The sequence below is a fragment of the Pedobacter nyackensis genome (assembly GCF_900176505.1).
Lineage (GTDB): Bacteria > Bacteroidota > Bacteroidia > Sphingobacteriales > Sphingobacteriaceae > Pedobacter > Pedobacter nyackensis.
Window position 1 is genome coordinate 508,973 of record NZ_FWYB01000001.1, and the last position, 16,443, is coordinate 525,415.

17 protein-coding genes are annotated in these 16,443 nt (G+C 39.7%); 11 read left to right on the forward strand and 6 right to left on the reverse strand.

Annotated elements, in window-relative coordinates; translation table 11 throughout:
• The first annotated feature begins 2 nt into the window (after positions 1 to 2).
• Together B9A18_RS02075 and B9A18_RS25600 are read left to right on the forward strand one after the other, a co-directional pair.
• Entirely contained in the window at positions 3 to 836 is an 834-nt protein-coding gene (locus B9A18_RS02075; RefSeq protein WP_144009370.1) for a hypothetical protein, read from the forward strand.
• 51 nt (positions 837 to 887) lie between these two features.
• Entirely contained in the window at positions 888 to 2,795 is a 1,908-nt protein-coding gene (locus B9A18_RS25600; protein WP_084287001.1) for a TlpA disulfide reductase family protein, read from the forward strand.
• A gap of 13 nt (positions 2,796 to 2,808) precedes the next feature.
• Here the strand turns inward: B9A18_RS25600 and B9A18_RS02085 are convergent, their stop codons facing one another.
• Entirely contained in the window at positions 2,809 to 3,270 is a 462-nt protein-coding gene (locus B9A18_RS02085; RefSeq protein ID WP_144009371.1) for an LEA/WHy family protein, read from the reverse strand.
• A gap of 77 nt (positions 3,271 to 3,347) precedes the next feature.
• Between B9A18_RS02085 and B9A18_RS02090 the strand changes: the two genes are divergently transcribed.
• The 4 genes from B9A18_RS02090 (at position 3,348) to mgtE (ending at position 9,088) form a co-directional block, all read left to right on the forward strand.
• Positions 3,348 to 4,112 (forward strand): sterol desaturase family protein, encoded by a 765-nt coding sequence (locus B9A18_RS02090; RefSeq protein WP_084287003.1) that lies wholly within the window; start codon positions 3,348 to 3,350, stop codon positions 4,110 to 4,112.
• A 28-nt stretch (positions 4,113 to 4,140) separates the two neighbouring features.
• On the forward strand, positions 4,141 to 5,292 hold the full coding sequence (locus tag B9A18_RS02095; RefSeq protein WP_084287004.1) for a TlpA disulfide reductase family protein: 1,152 nt from the start codon (positions 4,141 to 4,143) through the stop codon (positions 5,290 to 5,292).
• 122 nt (positions 5,293 to 5,414) lie between these two features.
• Positions 5,415 to 7,493, forward strand: a complete 2,079-nt coding sequence (locus B9A18_RS02100) for a carboxy terminal-processing peptidase (protein WP_159452583.1) — start codon at positions 5,415 to 5,417, stop codon at positions 7,491 to 7,493.
• Between the two features lie 224 nt (positions 7,494 to 7,717).
• Entirely contained in the window at positions 7,718 to 9,088 is a 1,371-nt protein-coding gene (gene mgtE, locus B9A18_RS02105; RefSeq protein WP_084287006.1) for a magnesium transporter, read from the forward strand.
• A gap of 74 nt (positions 9,089 to 9,162) precedes the next feature.
• Here mgtE and B9A18_RS02110 read toward each other — a convergent pair whose 3' ends face one another.
• Together B9A18_RS02110 and ychF are read right to left on the reverse strand one after the other, a co-directional pair.
• On the reverse strand, positions 9,163 to 9,654 hold the full coding sequence (locus B9A18_RS02110; protein WP_235005212.1) for an FKBP-type peptidyl-prolyl cis-trans isomerase: 492 nt from the start codon (positions 9,652 to 9,654) through the stop codon (positions 9,163 to 9,165).
• A gap of 20 nt (positions 9,655 to 9,674) precedes the next feature.
• A complete protein-coding gene (gene ychF / locus B9A18_RS02115) occupies positions 9,675 to 10,769 on the reverse strand; it encodes a redox-regulated ATPase YchF (RefSeq protein WP_084287007.1) in 1,095 nt (364 codons plus the stop codon).
• 100 nt (positions 10,770 to 10,869) lie between these two features.
• On the opposite strand from ychF, the gene B9A18_RS02120 reads away from it, so the two are divergent.
• Positions 10,870 to 11,355, forward strand: coding sequence for a DUF5362 family protein (locus tag B9A18_RS02120; protein WP_084287008.1), 486 nt, complete (start codon positions 10,870 to 10,872; stop codon positions 11,353 to 11,355).
• Here B9A18_RS02120 and B9A18_RS02125 read toward each other — a convergent pair.
• Together B9A18_RS02125 and B9A18_RS02130 are read right to left on the reverse strand one after the other, a co-directional pair.
• Positions 11,336 to 12,034, reverse strand: a complete 699-nt coding sequence (locus B9A18_RS02125; protein ID WP_084287009.1) for an SRPBCC family protein — start codon at positions 12,032 to 12,034, stop codon at positions 11,336 to 11,338. The two genes, B9A18_RS02120 and B9A18_RS02125, sit on opposite strands and share 20 nt — an antisense overlap.
• On the reverse strand, positions 12,031 to 12,276 hold the full coding sequence (locus B9A18_RS02130; RefSeq protein WP_084287010.1) for a hypothetical protein: 246 nt from the start codon (positions 12,274 to 12,276) through the stop codon (positions 12,031 to 12,033). The genes B9A18_RS02125 and B9A18_RS02130 overlap by 4 nt, the downstream gene beginning before the upstream one ends.
• A 107-nt stretch (positions 12,277 to 12,383) precedes the next feature.
• Between B9A18_RS02130 and B9A18_RS02135 the strand changes: the two genes are divergently transcribed.
• From B9A18_RS02135 to B9A18_RS02150, 4 genes are all read left to right on the forward strand, one after another.
• Positions 12,384 to 12,839 carry a hypothetical protein gene (locus B9A18_RS02135; protein ID WP_084287011.1) on the forward strand — a complete coding sequence of 152 codons (456 nt, stop codon included), beginning with the start codon at positions 12,384 to 12,386 and terminating at the stop codon, positions 12,837 to 12,839.
• A 52-nt stretch (positions 12,840 to 12,891) separates the two neighbouring features.
• The gene (locus B9A18_RS02140) at positions 12,892 to 13,404 is read left to right on the forward strand and encodes a TlpA family protein disulfide reductase (RefSeq protein WP_084287012.1); all 513 of its coding nucleotides are present in this window, start codon (positions 12,892 to 12,894) and stop codon (positions 13,402 to 13,404) included.
• 189 nt (positions 13,405 to 13,593) lie between these two features.
• Positions 13,594 to 14,571, forward strand: coding sequence for a TlpA disulfide reductase family protein (locus B9A18_RS02145; protein ID WP_084287013.1), 978 nt, complete (start codon positions 13,594 to 13,596; stop codon positions 14,569 to 14,571).
• A gap of 6 nt (positions 14,572 to 14,577) precedes the next feature.
• Entirely contained in the window at positions 14,578 to 15,504 is a 927-nt protein-coding gene (locus tag B9A18_RS02150; protein WP_084287014.1) for a hypothetical protein, read from the forward strand.
• A 24-nt stretch (positions 15,505 to 15,528) separates the two neighbouring features.
• Here B9A18_RS02150 and B9A18_RS02155 read toward each other — a convergent pair whose 3' ends face one another.
• Complete coding sequence (locus tag B9A18_RS02155; protein WP_084287015.1) at positions 15,529 to 16,422, reverse strand: LysR family transcriptional regulator; 894 nt, start codon at positions 16,420 to 16,422, stop codon at positions 15,529 to 15,531.
• Positions 16,423 to 16,443 lie beyond the last annotated feature (21 nt).

Consider the following 16,443-nt stretch of genomic DNA (forward strand, 5'->3'; position numbering starts at 1 on the left):
ACATGAAATTAAGAACTTTAATATCCCCATTGATCGCGCTGCTTATGGTTGCGGGCTGTAAAAAGGAGGCCGCCATAGTACCAGATACGATTACACCTGAATATAGCCTTCCTCAAGGGAATCATCCTTACGATACTCAAATCGTGGATTTTTACCACACCTATGGTTGCTATGTGTTATATAAATTTACTGAAAAAGATTTTAACTGGAACATTTCCAGTAAGCTTTCCTATGTTGCCGATCAAGGTGACGAAAACTATATCGCACCCGCACTTGTAGCGCTGGACAAATATTTATTTAAGTATTACAGCACGGGTTTTCTGAAGAAGGCTTTGCCTTATAAAATTATCCTTTCAGCCAGGATCAGAGAAATTATTGATGGTAATGATACACTCGCTACGCCTATTAACAGTGTAAGTACTTTTAGTCATTTTGCTTTTGGCCATGCCGGCAGCAGTTTAGCAGGTATGACTGAGGATGAACTGAAGGTAATGAAGGTAGATTTGCATAGGGAATTCTGGATGCAAGCTGTGAGTTTCGGTAAAATCCATTTGCCACCAGCTTTTATTAGTGCTACTAATTATGCCGATGTGTTTCCTTGGACGGCAAAGTCCAACGGGGTTTTCTACCCAACAGTGGATGGAGTAGCTGCTGATGTTTATACTGATTTTCGAGGATATATTGATGTTATTGCTTCAAAAACTGTTGAAGAGTTAGAACAAAGCTTGTTTAAGCCCGCAAATGATCCCAATGGAAAGTATAAGCTAAAGTATAACATGATTATTAGTTACTATAAATCGGTTTACGGAGTTGATTTGCAAGGTATCGCTCGTTAACAGGCATGTTGCTGACCGGTAAGTAAATCCATAGGAAACCAAAATATACATATGAAAAAGATATGCTCGCTGCTGATCCTGGCGATCCCCTTGATGGGGATCTGCCAGCAGCAAAAATTTATGATAAAAGGGCGGGTTGAAGGCCTGCCAGCTAAAACTAAAGCTTACCTGGTTTATCAGCTCGGATCAAAGATGATACAGGATTCCTGTAAGGTTAGTAATGGGGTGTTTCAGTTTGCCGGAATTGTGCCGGAGGCTATGGAAGCCTCCCTGTTATTAGGTCGTGCCGGAAAACAGCCCGATGCGGAGCCAATGGACTGTCAGTCTGTCTATCTTGAAAATGGGATTATACAGGTGCAGGGTAAAGACTCTCTGATTCGTAGTACTGTTAAAGGAACACAGCTTAATGCCGACAACCAGGAACGGACGGCATTAATGAAGCGTTATTCAGGCGCCAGTCAAGCTATTCAAAAAGAAGCTATGGTAGGATTTGTAAGGAAGCATCCGAATTCGAGAGTTAGCCTGGAGTGGATGAATTTAGTTGGATACAGAGATAGTGTTGTAATGGCCAACTATCTTTTGTTGTCTGATGCGTTAAGAAATACAGAAATGGGAAAGGAGCTCAGTCATGGAGCAAAGACCGTACTGTCCATCCGTCCCGGACAAATCGCACCAGATTTCACCCTTTTGGACCCTGAGGGACGTCCGGTAAAGTTATCTGACTTTAGAGGCAAGTATGTACTGCTTGATTTTTGGGCCAGCTGGTGTAAACCTTGTCGTGCTGTGCAACCCGAGTTAAAAGCTTTGAATGAAGCGCTAAAAGCAACAGGTAAATTTGCCATTCTAGCCGTTTCTCTTGATAAAAATAAGGAAGCATGGTTAAAGGCAATAGCCGAGGATCAGGTGCCTTGGTTGCAGGTAGCAGATCTTAATGGACAAGGAAATAGGGCTGCACAGTTGTATGATGTAACGATATTACCTTCCAGTTTCTTAATCGGTCCTGATGGGACTATCCAGCCAGCAAAGGTGAAGGAGAAATTATTCAGAGAGAAATTACTACCAGTTGATCATCTTGCGAACGGTGGAGTCGATGAGGTATCCTTATCAGACCTTAATATGCAGGTGATATTGACAGCTCTTGCTAAAGAAAAATCGCTCAATGAAGATATTACAGCAGATTATAACCAATTGAACCAGATCCTGGAAACGGATATCGGAGAAAGGGCGCTTGGGAAGGAACTTGACCTGCTGGATCTTGAAAAAGACGGTGCTGCGATTTACCAATTGCTGAATACCAAAGGTGTGCTGTACAATAAACAAAAGCAAAATATGAAGCAGAAGTTTATAGCGGAGCATCCGGATTCTTATGTCAGTTTGTATACATTGGCGGAATTGGAATATATGTATAGTGCCGATAGCTATGCGGTGGCTTATCAGCAATTAACAAACAGGCTTAAAAACACCAGTATTGCGGCATTCATAAAGGGGAAAATAGACAAACTAAAAATCACTGCGACAGGAACGAATGCTAAAGATTTTACCCGTAAAAATCAATATGGCAAGTCCATAAGCCTCAGCGATTATCGCGGTAAGCTGGTATTGCTTGATTTTTGGGGCAGCTGGTGTGTACCTTGTCGGCAAACACATCCCCATTTAAAAGAACTGTACGATAAATATAAAAGTAAGGGACTTGAAATTGTTGCTGTAGCTAATGAAAAGAGCAAAGATCTGGAGAAGAGCAAACAGGCCTGGCATGCAGCAATTAAAAAGGATGATATTAACTGGGTACATGTATTGAATGATGAAGGATCAGGGGGGGCGGATATTGTTTCGGCTTATGGTATAACAAGTTATCCGACTAAATTATTGCTGGACCAGAAAGGAAGAATCCTGATGAGGGTGTCATCAGGATTGAATGAGGAAATGGATCAGTTAATAGAAAAACTGCTGAATAAGTAGCTGGTTTTTTTAATTAAAAGGGCTTCATAATCAGGTTAACATTATGAAGTCCTTTGTAGCTGATGTCTAGTGTTTTTGAAATACCAGCAATACTGCCTTTAAATTTCCCATTAAGGGTGACCATCGTACTATCCAATTTTAAACCATGTGCAGAAAGATACGCAAGGTCAATTTTTAATTTGGCTGGCACAGTAAATTCAGACTGCGCAGGGACATAGAATGTCGTGTCAATCAGCGCTTTCCCTAGTTTTAGTGTGTCGAGATAAATTGTGACCTCTCCGCCTTTAAACTGAAAGCCCAGGTGGTTCTGGTTGTAACATACCGCTTTTGTGCGGATGGTGGGGCTACTACCGTCCCATTTAAGTACTTCAACATCCAGGAGTGATGGCATTCGGAATTGTGGAGTTTTAAAAGGAGCGCAGCCCAGAAGAACTGAACATACAAGCAGTGATAAATTACGTTTGGTTAGTGTCATGTTTGATTTAATAGGTTAGGCATACCTATCCCTCAAAAGGGTGAATAGAATTATTTTTAATTATTTAAAGTATAGAAATGTTAACGGAATTAATAGAGAAAATTTTAATGCTACTCAGCATCTCAACAATTAGGTATTTTATTATGGCAGGTATTGCATTTGCCTTATGCTACAAGTTATTTGCCAGGAAGTTGTATAAAGCGAAGATCCAACTGGGGCATGCTGCCAGATCTAATTTTAAAAGAGATATCTGGTATTCTATGCAAACTACGATAATCCACGCTATTATAGGTTGTTTGGTATTGTTTACCCCGCTAAAAGACTATACGAAGGTGTACGAGGCGGTTACAGATTATCCTTTATGGTGGTTCTGTATAAGTCTGCCTGTTTGCCTAATTATACACGATACTTACTTTTATTGGATGCATCGTTTGCTACATGTTAAGGTGATCTTCCCTCGTGTACATCTGTTACATCATAGATCTACCAATCCATCGCCCTGGACATCCTATTCGTTTCATTTTTTTGAAGCCTGGACAGAAGGAGCTGTTTTGATCTTAATCGTTTTTCTGATTCCTATTCATCCTATTGCACTTGAACTGTTTGTTGTTGTTGCTTTCGCTATTAATGTTTATGGGCATTTGGGTTACGAGATAGCTCCGAAATGGTTTAGAAGAACCTGGCTGTTCGAGATCTTTAATACCTCAGTACATCATAATTTGCATCATCTTAAGTTTAAAGGAAATTATGGATTGTATTTCAGAATATGGGATAGGCTGCTGAATACGGAGCACCCGGATTATGTTAAAGAATACGACAAAATACAAAATAGAAGAATTTAAAATCTGTTTTACCAAAACCTAAACAACCATGAAAAAAGTACTCCTATTACTATGTTTGCTGCCATTTGTAACCTTGGGCCAGCAAAATTTTATCCTAAATGCTAAGCTAAGGCCCCTGCCTTTTCCTGCGAAGGCTTTCCTTTACTATACTATAAATGGTAAAACCACTATAGATTCTACCAATATAAAGGATGGTGTTTTTACTTTTAATGGCGCGCTGTCTGAGGTAGCGCAGGCATACCTAAAAATCAAACGGCAGACTGTTCCGGGAATCGCAACCCGACGTACACCCTCAGATCTGCTTGATTTTTTTCTGGAGTCGGGAACAACAACCCTCAGCTCAAAAAACGACTCTGTAAGCGCTGCGGTAGTAAAGGGCTCGGTGGTTAACGATGATGTCGCAAAATGTAAAGCTATAATGGCCGGGATTCAAACGAGAGCTGGTAAAATTATGTCCCAATACAAATCGGGAACTCCTGAACAATTAAAGGATTCCATATACACTGCGGGTTTTAATGAGCAATTGAAGACGCTTGATACAGAGGCGAAAAATATTCATGCTAATTTTATGCGTAGCAATCGTGATTCGTATTATAGTTTAATATTGTTTAAAACTGTTGTACCAATTGTGGCCGATCCCTTAGTCGCAGAAGCGGAGTTTGCTAAATTCTCGTCACGTTTAAAATCGGGCCCCTTAGGTAAGCGAATTCAGGATGAAATATATGCTACCAAGTTATTGGCTTTGGGGCAGCCCGCGATGGATTTTACGCAAAATGACATCAACGGTAAGGCCGTTAAATTATCCGATTTTAAAGGTAAGTATGTCCTGTTAGATTTTTGGGCCTCGTGGTGTGCTCCCTGCAGGCAGGAAAATCCAAACGTGGTAAAAGTATATCAAAAATACAAAAACAGGAATTTTACGGTGTTGGGGGTGTCTTTAGACAATGCTGGACTGAAAGCTGCCTGGCTGAAAGCGATTAAAGATGATGGGCTTAGCTGGACTAACGTTTCTGATCTTAAAGGCGCCGATAATGAAGTGGCTGTAAAGTATTTTGTGAAAACCATACCTGGCAATTTCCTGATAGGACCAGATGGGAAAATACTGGCAAAAAACCTTAGGGGGGACGAACTGGAACAAAAAATTGCAGAATTGCTGAACGATAAAAATAGCAGATTGTAGCCGGAATTATTTGCTATTTGGATATATAGTATATTTTTGCGTCATTAAGGAGCATACAATTGGTCCTGCTTCAATTGGTTCTGATGATGGAATCGGTACTCAATTATTAAAAATTAATGACGATGAATTTTAAAACCTTATATAAATCTCCTGTTGCATTAATGCTTTATGGGGTATGTTTATGCACTACCGTAAACGGACAAGTGGTACAAGTGGAGTCGGCGCCTTTTACTTTCGAACCAATGCCTAAGCATTCGGCGATAGCCATAACGGTTACAACAGCAATAGCTAATTATCATTATAAAAAAGTGAAGATTGATGATTCTCTTTCTACGCGCATATTTGATAATTACCTTAGTAAATTGGACAAAGCGCATGCAGTACTCCTGGCATCTGATGTGAAGGAATTTGAAAAGTATCGTTTCCAAATGGATGATGCTTTAGTATCAGGTGATCTTTCGGGCGCTTTTAAATTGTTCGGTGTTTACGCAACACGGATGAACGAAAGGGCTGAATACGCTTTAGCCACGCTTAAAACGGCTCAAAACCTAAGTTCAACTGACGTTTATGATTTTAGCAGGGAGGAATTGCCTTGGTTTAATTCTCTGAAGGAAGAAGATCAGTATTGGAATAAACGTATTCGTTACGAACTGATTTCCCTTAAGGCTGTAAATAACGACGAAAAGAAAGCCTATCAGACGCTTACCCGCAGATATGAGAAGCTTAAAAAAGGATTAGATATCTTGAAAAGCGAAAATGCTTTTGAAGTGTTCATGAACGCATTTACGGAAACTGTAGATCCACATAGTACCTATTTCTCTCCAAAAGCATCTACAGAGTTCAATATGCAGATGAACAAATCTTTGGAAGGAATCGGAATTACATTCAGTTTCCAGGATGAGCTTCCTGTGATCATATCAGTTGTTAAAGGTGGTCCGGTTGATAAAAGCGGCAAGATTGCCGTAAATGATCGTATTTTGGCCATTGCGCAAGGCGAGAACGGGGAATTTGAGGATGCAGTAGGATTAACTCAGGATGAAGTAGTTCAGCGAACACGTGGTGCAAAAGGATCAATTGTTCGCCTCCGTATTTTACCTGCAGGAGCAGCATTGGTATCGAAACCTAAAGAGGTTACTATCGTAAGGGATAAGATTATACTGGAAGATCAAAAGGTTAAAAGTGAGGTTAAATCAGTAAAACAAGGTAACAGTACTAAGAAAATCGGTATCATCAGTATCCCGAACTTCTATTTTGATGCGGCAGCTTTTAATAAAGGGGATAAAGACTATGCCTCAACTACAGCTGATGTACGGAAAGCGCTAAAAGCTTTCGAAACGCAAGGCGTTGAAGGAGTAATGGTCGACCTGCGTAACAATGGCGGTGGTTCTTTAAAAGAAGCGGTGGAGCTGACAGGTTTGTTCATAAATTATGGACCGGTAGTACAGGTGCGTAATGCCAATGGTAAAATTCAGGTGGAATCTGATAAAGACAGCCTGGTTGTATATGGAGGACCGTTAACCATATTGATTAACCGTTTAAGTGCATCAGCATCTGAAATTTTCTCAGCAGCGCTTCAGGATTATGGACGTGCCGTGATTATCGGAGAACAAAGTTATGGTAAAGGAACTGTTCAGACAGTATATCCGGTTGGCCAGCTAACAGGACAAAATGATCCAAGTTTGGGTTCTCTGAAATTTACTATGGCGAAGTTCTACCGTGTGAATGGTGCCAGTACACAACATCGTGGGGTAACACCTGATATCAGTTTCCCATCTAAATATGAATCCTTAAATATTGGTGAAAGTGCGCTTAAAAATGTGCTTCCGTACGATGAGATTGCTCAAGCGAGGTTTAGCCCGGTTGTAGGACTTAAAGGAGTTAATGAACTTAAACAGCATCATCAGGAAAGGATGAATGCCAGTCAGGAATTCAAGTTTTTGGTGGAGGACATTCAAAAGGTTAAGGAATCAAATGCTAAAAAAACAACAGTATTGGATCTTAATAAATTCGCTTTAGAACAACAAAAGCAGCAGGCAGATGAGTTAGCCCGTTTAAATAAACGTAGGAAATTGCAGGGATTACAACCTGTTGCCGCCTTAGGCGATCAGACGAAATCAGCTGTTGATTACGTTCAGGACGAAAGCTTGCAGATCACTGCAGAATTAATCAGTAAGTCTGCAGGTAAGTCGGCCAGTAAATAAGAGAGATTTTTGTAGGGCACAGCGCTCTGCTTTATTGAACGGATATTGTTCGGAAGAAGCCATTTGGTATCCGTACAGTATCCGTTTTTTATTTATAGTATAAAAAGCGCAAAATAAAACGCCAATTAATCCTGTAAAAAGGCAGCTTATTAAAAAAATAAAAGGCACTTTTGCAAAATTGAAAATCAATGGAATAATGATGTAAAAAGAACTGCGGATATTATATGGAAGAGGAAGTTGTTAAAGAGATCGTTAAACTAATAGAGCAGGATGACGACGCACAATTAAAAGTTTACCTGGATGATCTTAACATTTCGGATGTTGAGCATCTGATAGATGAGCTTCCTCAACATGCAGTGAAATTTATTGATACGCTGTCTATAAAAAGGTCAGTGAATGTTTTCAGAATTCTCGATTTTCCTACCCAGGAAAGAATCATTAAAAAACTTCCGGGAAATAAATTGGCTGAGCTGATTAATTTACTGCCTCCGGATGACCGTACCTCGTTATTTAGTGAACTGAAAGGTGATGCTGTAACAAAGCTCATTATCCTATTGCCTGCTAAAGATCGCGTAGAAGCGCTTTCGCTTTTAGGTTACGAAGAGGATAGTGTGGGTAGGTTGATGACGCCCGATTATGTTGCAGTAAAAAAGGATTGGACAGTAAACCGGGTATTGTCGCACATCAGACGGTATGGTAAAAACTCTGAAACCATTGATGTAATCTATGTGATTGATAAGGATGGCGTATTGCTGGATGATATCCGAATCAGGGAAGTCCTGCTGGCCGATCCTGAAGCAAAAATAGGTACGCTGACTGATCACAGACTGATTTCACTTAAGGTGAATGATCCGCAGGAAGAGGCCATTAATGTGTTTAGAATGAACAATAGGGTGGCGTTACCCGTTGTTGATGACAATCATGTATTGCTGGGTATTGTTACGGTAGATGATATCTTATGGATTGCTAATGAGGAATACACTGAAGATATTCATAAAATAGGGGGTACGCAGGCCCTGGATGAACCTTACCTGGATGTTCCGGTATTTCAATTGTACAAAAAAAGGGTAGTTTGGTTAATTGTGCTTTTCTTCGGAGAGCTGTTAACCATTTTTGCGATGTCGAACTTTGAACGACAAATAGAAAAGGTAGTTATTCTGGCCACCTTTATTCCATTAATTATATCAAGCGGTGGTAATAGTGGTTCACAAGCTGCAACGCTGATTATTCAGGCGATGGCACTAGGAGAGATTACCATTAAAGACTGGTGGCGCGTAATGCGGAGGGAGATATTCTCGGGTATCTTTTTAGGTGTTACTTTATGCTTATTAAGTTTCTCTGTGATCATTTGCTGGCAATTTATTGGCGGTTCACTTACCGAACCGGTGTTGATTGGCTTAGTGGTAGGCTGCTCACTGATCGGTGTGGTGTTGTGGGGAACCTTAATGGGCTCTATGTTGCCTTTGCTGTTAAAGAAGCTTGGGGCTGACCCTGCGGTGTCTTCTACGCCATTTGTAGCGACGCTGGTTGATGTAACAGGTCTGATCATTTACTTCTCAATGGCGCTGTTGTTTTTAAGGGGAGTGCTGCTCTAGCATTTGGCTTAAAAACAAAAGGCTGCTCATGATTGATGAACAGCCTCCTGAATGAATATTATTTATTACGATTGTTAAGGGTTTTTAACTTCTGCAAGTTTTATAGTAAAATCAAGTACAGAGTTAGCAGGAATACCCGGCATAGCGGCATTTCCATACGCGTATTGAGAAGGGATGAAAAGTCTGATTTCTGCACCTTTCTGAATATAAGGGATTCCGATTTGCCAGCCAGCAATTAAACCGCCAAGTTGGAATTCCCGGGCGGTACCTCCACTGCTGTCAAAGTTTTTGGTCTCGCCTAGTACTTTACCAGCATAATCTACAGTAACTAATGTATTCCTATTGTACGATGCCGTTCCGCTACCAGGTGTGATCACCTGATAAAACACACCGGATTTATCTTTTATCGTCTCGATTTTATTGGCCGTTACATAACTTCTAATAGCGGTAGTATCTTTTGTAAATTGTGCTGCAGCATCAAAATTATCGATGTCTGTTTTGCATGAAGTAACAGCACTTGCTACACCGGCTAAAAGAACTAAGTATTTTATTTTGTTTATCAACATGATTTGTATCAGTTTAAAATTTAAACATTAAAACGGAAGTGCATGATATCACCATCCTCTACAACGTAAGTTTTTCCTTCAACGCTTAGCTTACCTGCGTCTTTACATGCGTTTTCAGAACCTAAGGTTACAAAGTCGTTGTATTTAATTACCTCAGCACGGATAAAACCTTTTTCGAAATCAGTATGGATCACACCGGCAGACTGAGGTGCGGTAAATCCTTTAGTGATGGTCCAGGCGCGTACTTCCTGTACACCAGCAGTAAAGTAAGTGTATAAGTCTAATAAGCGGTATGCAGCAACAATAAGTTTGTTTACACCTGATTCTGTTAAGCCAAGGTCAGCTAAAAACTCCTGACGCTCTTCGTAGCTTTCCAGTTCAGCAATTTCTGATTCTATTTTAGCAGAAATAACCAATACCTCAGCATTTTCATTTTTTACAGCCTCTTTAACACGGTCAACATAAGCATTACCGTTAATTACAGAGTTCTCATCTACGTTACAAACATACATTACCGGCTTTTGAGTTAATAAGCCTAATTCTTGTATAAAGTCAAAATCTTCAGGAGCTACAGCCGCAGAGCGAGCTGAATTTCCACTTTCCAGATGCGTCTTGATTACACTGAGTATATCGAAAGTTTTTTTGGCGTCCTTATCATTCTTAGCCAATTTTTCTACTTTTTGGATGCGTTTGGTAACGGTATCCAGATCTTTCAACTGTAGTTCTGTATCAATGATTTCTTTATCGCGGATGGGATCAACAGAACCATCTACGTGGATCACATTTCCATCGTCGAAGCAACGTAAAACATGGATCACGGCGTTAGTAGCCCTGATGTTACCTAAAAATTGGTTACCTAAACCTTCGCCTTTGGATGCACCTTTTACCAGACCTGCAATATCTACGATCTCAATGGTGTTTGGAACGATGCGATTTGGCTTAACCAACTCAGCTAATTTGGTTAATCTTTCGTCCGGTACGGTAATTACGCCTATATTCGGCTCAATAGTACAAAAAGGGAAGTTTGCTGCCTGCGCTTTTGCGTTAGATAAACAGTTAAATAATGTAGATTTTCCAACATTTGGTAAACCAACGATACCACATTGTAATGCCATGAATTAATTTTTTCTTGATTTGGGGCAAAGGTATCAATTTTTTAAAAATATTTTTTATGTTTAGGGCTACTTAAACCTTATTGAGTAATAATTAACAATTATGGAGAATTTTGAAGATACTGAGCCAACAGCTGGTGCAGAACAGGAGCAGGAGCAGGAGCAATTAGTGGTAACAGAAGAGATCAGACGTTATATTTATGAAACAGCAAGGTGGACTAAGTTTCTTTCTATAGTAGGGTTGGTGTTTTCATTATTGATAGCGCTTATGGCTTTTAGTGCAACGGCTATCGTGGAGGGGCTTTCAATGGTAACTCCGGCCAATCCATTGGTACAGTTGGGCACAACTTTTTTAACGGTATATTTTTTATGTATCTCGTTAATGATATTTTATCCAAGCTTTTTGCTGTTTAAATATGCTAATGCAGCTAATACTGCCGTATTGTATGCCGATCAGGAGAATTTTACCATAGCAATGGAAAAGATGAAGTCGGTGTTTAAGTTCTGGGGTATCATCGTTATCATTATGCTAGCTCTGAATGCATTGAGCTTTGTATTGGCTATAATCGCTAAGCTTGGCGTTGCGTAGTCGTTTCTATTGTATGCTTAAATGTTTTGATTTCTTTTTTAAGCAAACTTTCGAAGTACGGATTTAACAATTTAGCAAGTCCTAGCCCAAGTCCGCCTGCAGGTGGGTGATAGGAGAGGACGATCTTTAATAGTGTTTCCTGTGGGTTGGATGTTTTTGCGAATTCAACCCTTCCAACATGATGAAATAGGGAGCCTGGGATAGATCGCCATCCGATCAGATGTCCGGGCTCATCTTTAACAATCTCTGCATTCCAGTCAATAGCGAACAGATTACCCATCACATTTGATTTCCATTTGGAAAGGTTCTCTTCTTCTATTTCTACACTCAAAAGGTGTTTTACACTTCCAGGAAGATTATTCAAATTGCGCCAATAGGCATATACTTCTGCTGCGGGGCGTTCGATAACAAACTCACCCCTGATGTTTATGGCATGGGGTTTACTGGCATCAATCCCTAATCTTTCGTATAGTAGACAGCGTCCTGTAAAGGCACGGTAAGTGAGGTATGCACCATACAAAAACTGCGCCTTCAATGGTCTTTTTATCCCCCGGCTAATCAATATGCCTCCTAAAAACATGGATACCATGCGCTCATTCAGCCCGATGTTTTCATATTGATGCTTTTCGATAGAAAATTTTCCAGAACGGAGTTTTAGATTGCTTTGGTGTATGTTCATAGTGTAGCAGTTATGGCTTCCCCGATTTCTTCAACTGTTTTGTTGTCCAGTTCTCCCCATATTTGCTCCCAGGTTCCATCTTCCTCTCTTCTGATCTGGGTGATGTTTTTACCCTCCAGATTGCATTTGAAATATTCAACGCCATCTGTGGTTTCTTCAGGACTTACTTGAATGGTTTGGTCTTTCCCATTTAAGTTAATTGTGATTTTAAAGCTTCGCTGATATGATTCTTTCTCGCCCATGGTGGTTATAATAAAGGTTAGATACTAACAAATGCGTTAGATGTTAACACTTTAGCTGGAATTAAGTTTTATTTTTTTAATTTGCGCCACCAAAATAAATCATTCCCATGATAGACAATAGTAGTTATCCTGAAATTTACCAGGGGTATTTCGATTACCGGGAACCCTATACCGAAAATCTGGACGATATTTACCAAAAACCTGTTGTAATCCCTATTTATCACCTTGAAGAGCTGTTTAATGATCAGGCTATGAATGATATTTATAGGTGTAATGAGATTTGTAATGATCCCAATTTTAAAGATGAGTTTGAAGCGTTGAATGCGCAGTTAAAGGAACGGGATATGCATATTTTTAGGTACTTTCATTTTATTGCGGTACAAAGACATGTTTTTCCTGAGTTAAAAATGAAATACCGCGACTTTTATGAACTGGAACATACTTTAAAGCAGTTCGAATTTATAGGATATGACGTGAGTAAGGCCCGGGAAACCGATCTGGTTAAAAGAAAACGTCAATTACTGGAATTTCAGGCAAAATTGTGCTACAGGCAGTTTGCTTAAGCTTAATTGATTATTATTCCTTTTTACTAGCTTTATAAATAAATTAGATCGTATGAAAATGAGTCGTTTCGTAGTCTTGTTGTTGATGTTATTACCATTTGCATCTATCGCGCAACAGGATTCAAGTACCTTAACAAAAATAGGCGATAGCATTCCACAATTCTCATTCGAAATAGAAAGAGGGAAAAAGGTGAACATCAGCGATTATAAAGGGAAATTAATATTGATTAATCTTTTTGCTACCTGGTGTCCTCCATGTAATGCTGAACTTCCGGAAGTGCAAAAACAAATATGGGATAAGCATAGCAGCAATAGCAATTTTGCTTTTTTTGTATTCGGACGTGAAGAAGGCTGGGATAAATTAGAACCTTTTAAAAAGGCTAAAGGGTTTACTTTTCCTATACTCCCGGATCTTGACCGCAGTATCTTTAAACAGTTTGCTACGCAGTCTATTCCGCGAAACATTCTCATCGATCAAAATGGCAAGATCATTTATCAATCTATAGGCTATACCGAAAAGGAATTCGCTCAAATGGTTGCATTGATTAATAAGAATCTTGAGTAGTACCTAAAGGGGCAAACGTACCATGGTACCTGTCAAGCTGAAGTCTATGCTGGTCCAGGTAAACCAGATCTGGTTATGAGGGTTAACCTTTATAGGCATTAAAACATATTTTCTTTCACCCTTTTTTTGTTGTTGTTCGCCTGTATTTGATATGCGCTTATTAATTGCGCAGTTAAACCGTAGCCAACCATGAAACTAACCATTAGTTATTTTGCATTTCTATTTCTGTTTTTAAGTCAGGCTCATGCGGGATATATCATTAAAGGAGAAATAACGGGGATTAAATATGGTAAGGCCTGGATTGTATCTCAGGGCAATAATCAAGTCATCGCTCAACCGGTTGAGATTGAAAACGGGCGTTTCGAATTGAGGGGTGAGGTTAAACACTTAATGGCTTCAGTACTACACATTAATCAGAAAAAATGGAACTTCATTTTGGAAAACAAAACCATAATTATAAAAGGCAACATTGAACATTTATCAACGCGTGCTTTTAAGGGAAGTCCTTTAACAGATTTTTATCAGCAGTTTTTAGATGTTACTGTGCCGCTCAGACTGGAGCTGATCCGGAATAATCCGGATAATGAATTGTCGGCCTATATGGCCCACTTGCTTTTTAATACGCCATATGATGTAGCGGTTGAATCTTATGGACTTCTTGGTCCTATCGGGAAGCAATTTTATCATGGTAAATTACTGAAACAGAAATTGGATCTCATGGCCAAAGCCCGTCCGGGACGGCAGGTGCCAGTATTTAAAATGTTAGCAACCAATGGAGAGCAAATAGACTTAACGCCCTATGCCGGAAAAGTAATTGTGATTGATTTTTGGGCTTCCTGGTGTGGCCCATGTCGTGCAGAGATACCTCATTTGCGTAAAGTTTATCAGAAATTTAAAGATCAAGGGGTGATCTTTTTAAGTGTTTCTATGGATACACACGATAAAGAGTGGAGAAAAGCACTTGATGAGGAGAAAATGGAATGGGTACAGGCAAGGGATGAAAGGGGTTTTAATGTTGCCGGCCTGCGGAGTGTATTTGGTTTTGATAGTATCCCTTTCCTGGTTGTAGTTAAAGCCGATGGGAAGATTGCCGCATCAATTGATTATAAAATTAAACATACACTTGAGGCCGAAATAGAAAGATCTATTAAAGAAAGAGCAAACTAAATATTTATGAAGTACTTCATTATTATTGGGATCATAACCTTCTGTAGTTATGGCAGAGTGTATAGTCAAAAAACGGTTAAGTCTACTGCAGTGCATACTTTTGAAACAAACTTTTTTGATGCAAAATCAGCCTGGCAATCTGTACTGACGCATAAAATTCTTCCAAAAGATCCCGCTATTGCAATTGCGTTGGCCAAGCTTAACATCGATGATCCTTTGTTGGACCGGGCAGGGGTTAATCCGTTTGACTACCTTGATCTGTATTTTAATCTTCGAAAAATCGTGAACGGCCCTGAAGCTTGTACAGGAAATGAGCTCAGCAAATTGGAGTATATGTTGTATAATGTGAAAAGCGCAGCAATAAAGAAAAGATATTTTAATAAGATCGTAAAACCAGAACTTGGGAGTCAGGGTATGACGGATAGTTTGGTCTCCTTATTTAGGGATGCCGAGTTGGCCATAAATGATCCGCAATTTATTGCAGCTAACCAATTGGAACAATCAAAATATAAACTGATCGCACAAAAGGCTGCTGTACCACAATTTAAACTCAAAGACGGCAAGGGGAATGTGATCAGTCCAGCGTCTTTCAAAGGGAAAGTGATGGTAATCCAGGTGCTGGATCAGCGTTCTTCCCAGACTAATCTGGCACAACAAATAACGTTTGAAAAAACTGCCGCCAAATTTGAGGGAGATAGTACGGTGGTCTTTCTACAGGTAACAATGAAAGGAACAGCCAAAATACCCGATGGAAAAAGCAGCGTAATTAATTTACTCCGTCTTACTCCGGTAAATCCTACAGCATTTAAAGAACAATTTATTTTGACCCGGCTGCCCAGACAGATAATTATTGCCAAGGATGTTTTTTTCGCTTCGCATTTAAACATAGATGAAAACCTTGCGGTCTTTGTAAATTTTGCAAAACTCCAATAGAACCTTTTACATTTTGGAATTTGCCTACTTTGGCTGAGAAAGCAGTAATCCGATCACATTTTTTAGTGCCGGATTTCTATTTGATTCTTTCCAGGCTACATACAATTCTGTCCGCTGTGGAATGTTTTTCAACTCAATAAACTTAACATTTAAATTGTACCCATATTGCAAGGATGTGGGTACAATTGCTATACCCAGGCCTTCTTCAACCAGTTTAAAGATAGTTAGCGCATTCACCGATTTATGGAAAACTTTCGGACGAAAGCCGTGATCTTCACAAATACTTGTAATCAAATCGTGGTAAAAAGGACTGTCTTCGCTTGAAAAGAAGATAAATTGTTCCTGGCTAAAATCTCGAACACTGTTAAAGTTTGCTTCGTTTATAGGATGGTTCATCGGCAATACCATCGCAAAGGTATCCTGATGAATAAGATGTCTGGAGATTCCTTCCGGTAAACGGTGCAGGCGGACAAAAGCGAGGTCTAGCTTATCCTTTTCGAGCATTTCTACTTGTAGTCTATTGGGCATTTCATCCAGAATAGTTTGTATTCCGGGATATTCTTTATTTAATCTGAGTACCAGCTCAGGTACCACCTTTTGTGCCGCAGACCCTAAAAATCCTATCCGTAATTCTGTTTCTTTACCCTGACTAATGTTATCCAATTGTCGCCTGATCGTCTCCAGGTGGTTGAAAATGAAGTCAACCTCTTCTTTTAAATACAATCCGGCAGCGGTAAGTTCTACTTTTTTTTTGCTGCGGTCGAACAAGCTTACATTGAATATCTCTTCCATTTGCATGATTTGCCGACTAAGGCCTGGCTGCGATATAAATAACAGTTCAGCAGCTTTTCTAAACTTCAATTCCTGGGCAAGAACCTGGAAATATTTCAGATGTCGGAGTTCTATTTGATAACTCATGGTTATTGGTTGATGATGTAA

Coding starts and splice junctions, on each gene's coding strand:
- B9A18_RS02075 (WP_144009370.1), top strand. CDS start 3: ATGAAATTAAGAACTTTAATATCCCCATTGATCGCGCTGCTTATGGTT.
- B9A18_RS25600 (WP_084287001.1), top strand. CDS start 888: ATGAAAAAGATATGCTCGCTGCTGATCCTGGCGATCCCCTTGATGGGG.
- B9A18_RS02085 (WP_144009371.1), bottom strand. CDS start 3,270: ATGACACTAACCAAACGTAATTTATCACTGCTTGTATGTTCAGTTCTT.
- B9A18_RS02090 (WP_084287003.1), top strand. CDS start 3,348: ATGTTAACGGAATTAATAGAGAAAATTTTAATGCTACTCAGCATCTCA.
- B9A18_RS02095 (WP_084287004.1), top strand. CDS start 4,141: ATGAAAAAAGTACTCCTATTACTATGTTTGCTGCCATTTGTAACCTTG.
- B9A18_RS02100 (WP_159452583.1), top strand. CDS start 5,415: ATGAATTTTAAAACCTTATATAAATCTCCTGTTGCATTAATGCTTTAT.
- mgtE (WP_084287006.1), top strand. CDS start 7,718: ATGGAAGAGGAAGTTGTTAAAGAGATCGTTAAACTAATAGAGCAGGAT.
- B9A18_RS02110 (WP_235005212.1), bottom strand. CDS start 9,654: ATGTTGATAAACAAAATAAAATACTTAGTTCTTTTAGCCGGTGTAGCA.
- ychF (WP_084287007.1), bottom strand. CDS start 10,769: ATGGCATTACAATGTGGTATCGTTGGTTTACCAAATGTTGGAAAATCT.
- B9A18_RS02120 (WP_084287008.1), top strand. CDS start 10,870: ATGGAGAATTTTGAAGATACTGAGCCAACAGCTGGTGCAGAACAGGAG.
- B9A18_RS02125 (WP_084287009.1), bottom strand. CDS start 12,034: ATGAACATACACCAAAGCAATCTAAAACTCCGTTCTGGAAAATTTTCT.
- B9A18_RS02130 (WP_084287010.1), bottom strand. CDS start 12,276: ATGGGCGAGAAAGAATCATATCAGCGAAGCTTTAAAATCACAATTAAC.
- B9A18_RS02135 (WP_084287011.1), top strand. CDS start 12,384: ATGATAGACAATAGTAGTTATCCTGAAATTTACCAGGGGTATTTCGAT.
- B9A18_RS02140 (WP_084287012.1), top strand. CDS start 12,892: ATGAAAATGAGTCGTTTCGTAGTCTTGTTGTTGATGTTATTACCATTT.
- B9A18_RS02145 (WP_084287013.1), top strand. CDS start 13,594: ATGAAACTAACCATTAGTTATTTTGCATTTCTATTTCTGTTTTTAAGT.
- B9A18_RS02150 (WP_084287014.1), top strand. CDS start 14,578: ATGAAGTACTTCATTATTATTGGGATCATAACCTTCTGTAGTTATGGC.
- B9A18_RS02155 (WP_084287015.1), bottom strand. CDS start 16,422: ATGAGTTATCAAATAGAACTCCGACATCTGAAATATTTCCAGGTTCTT.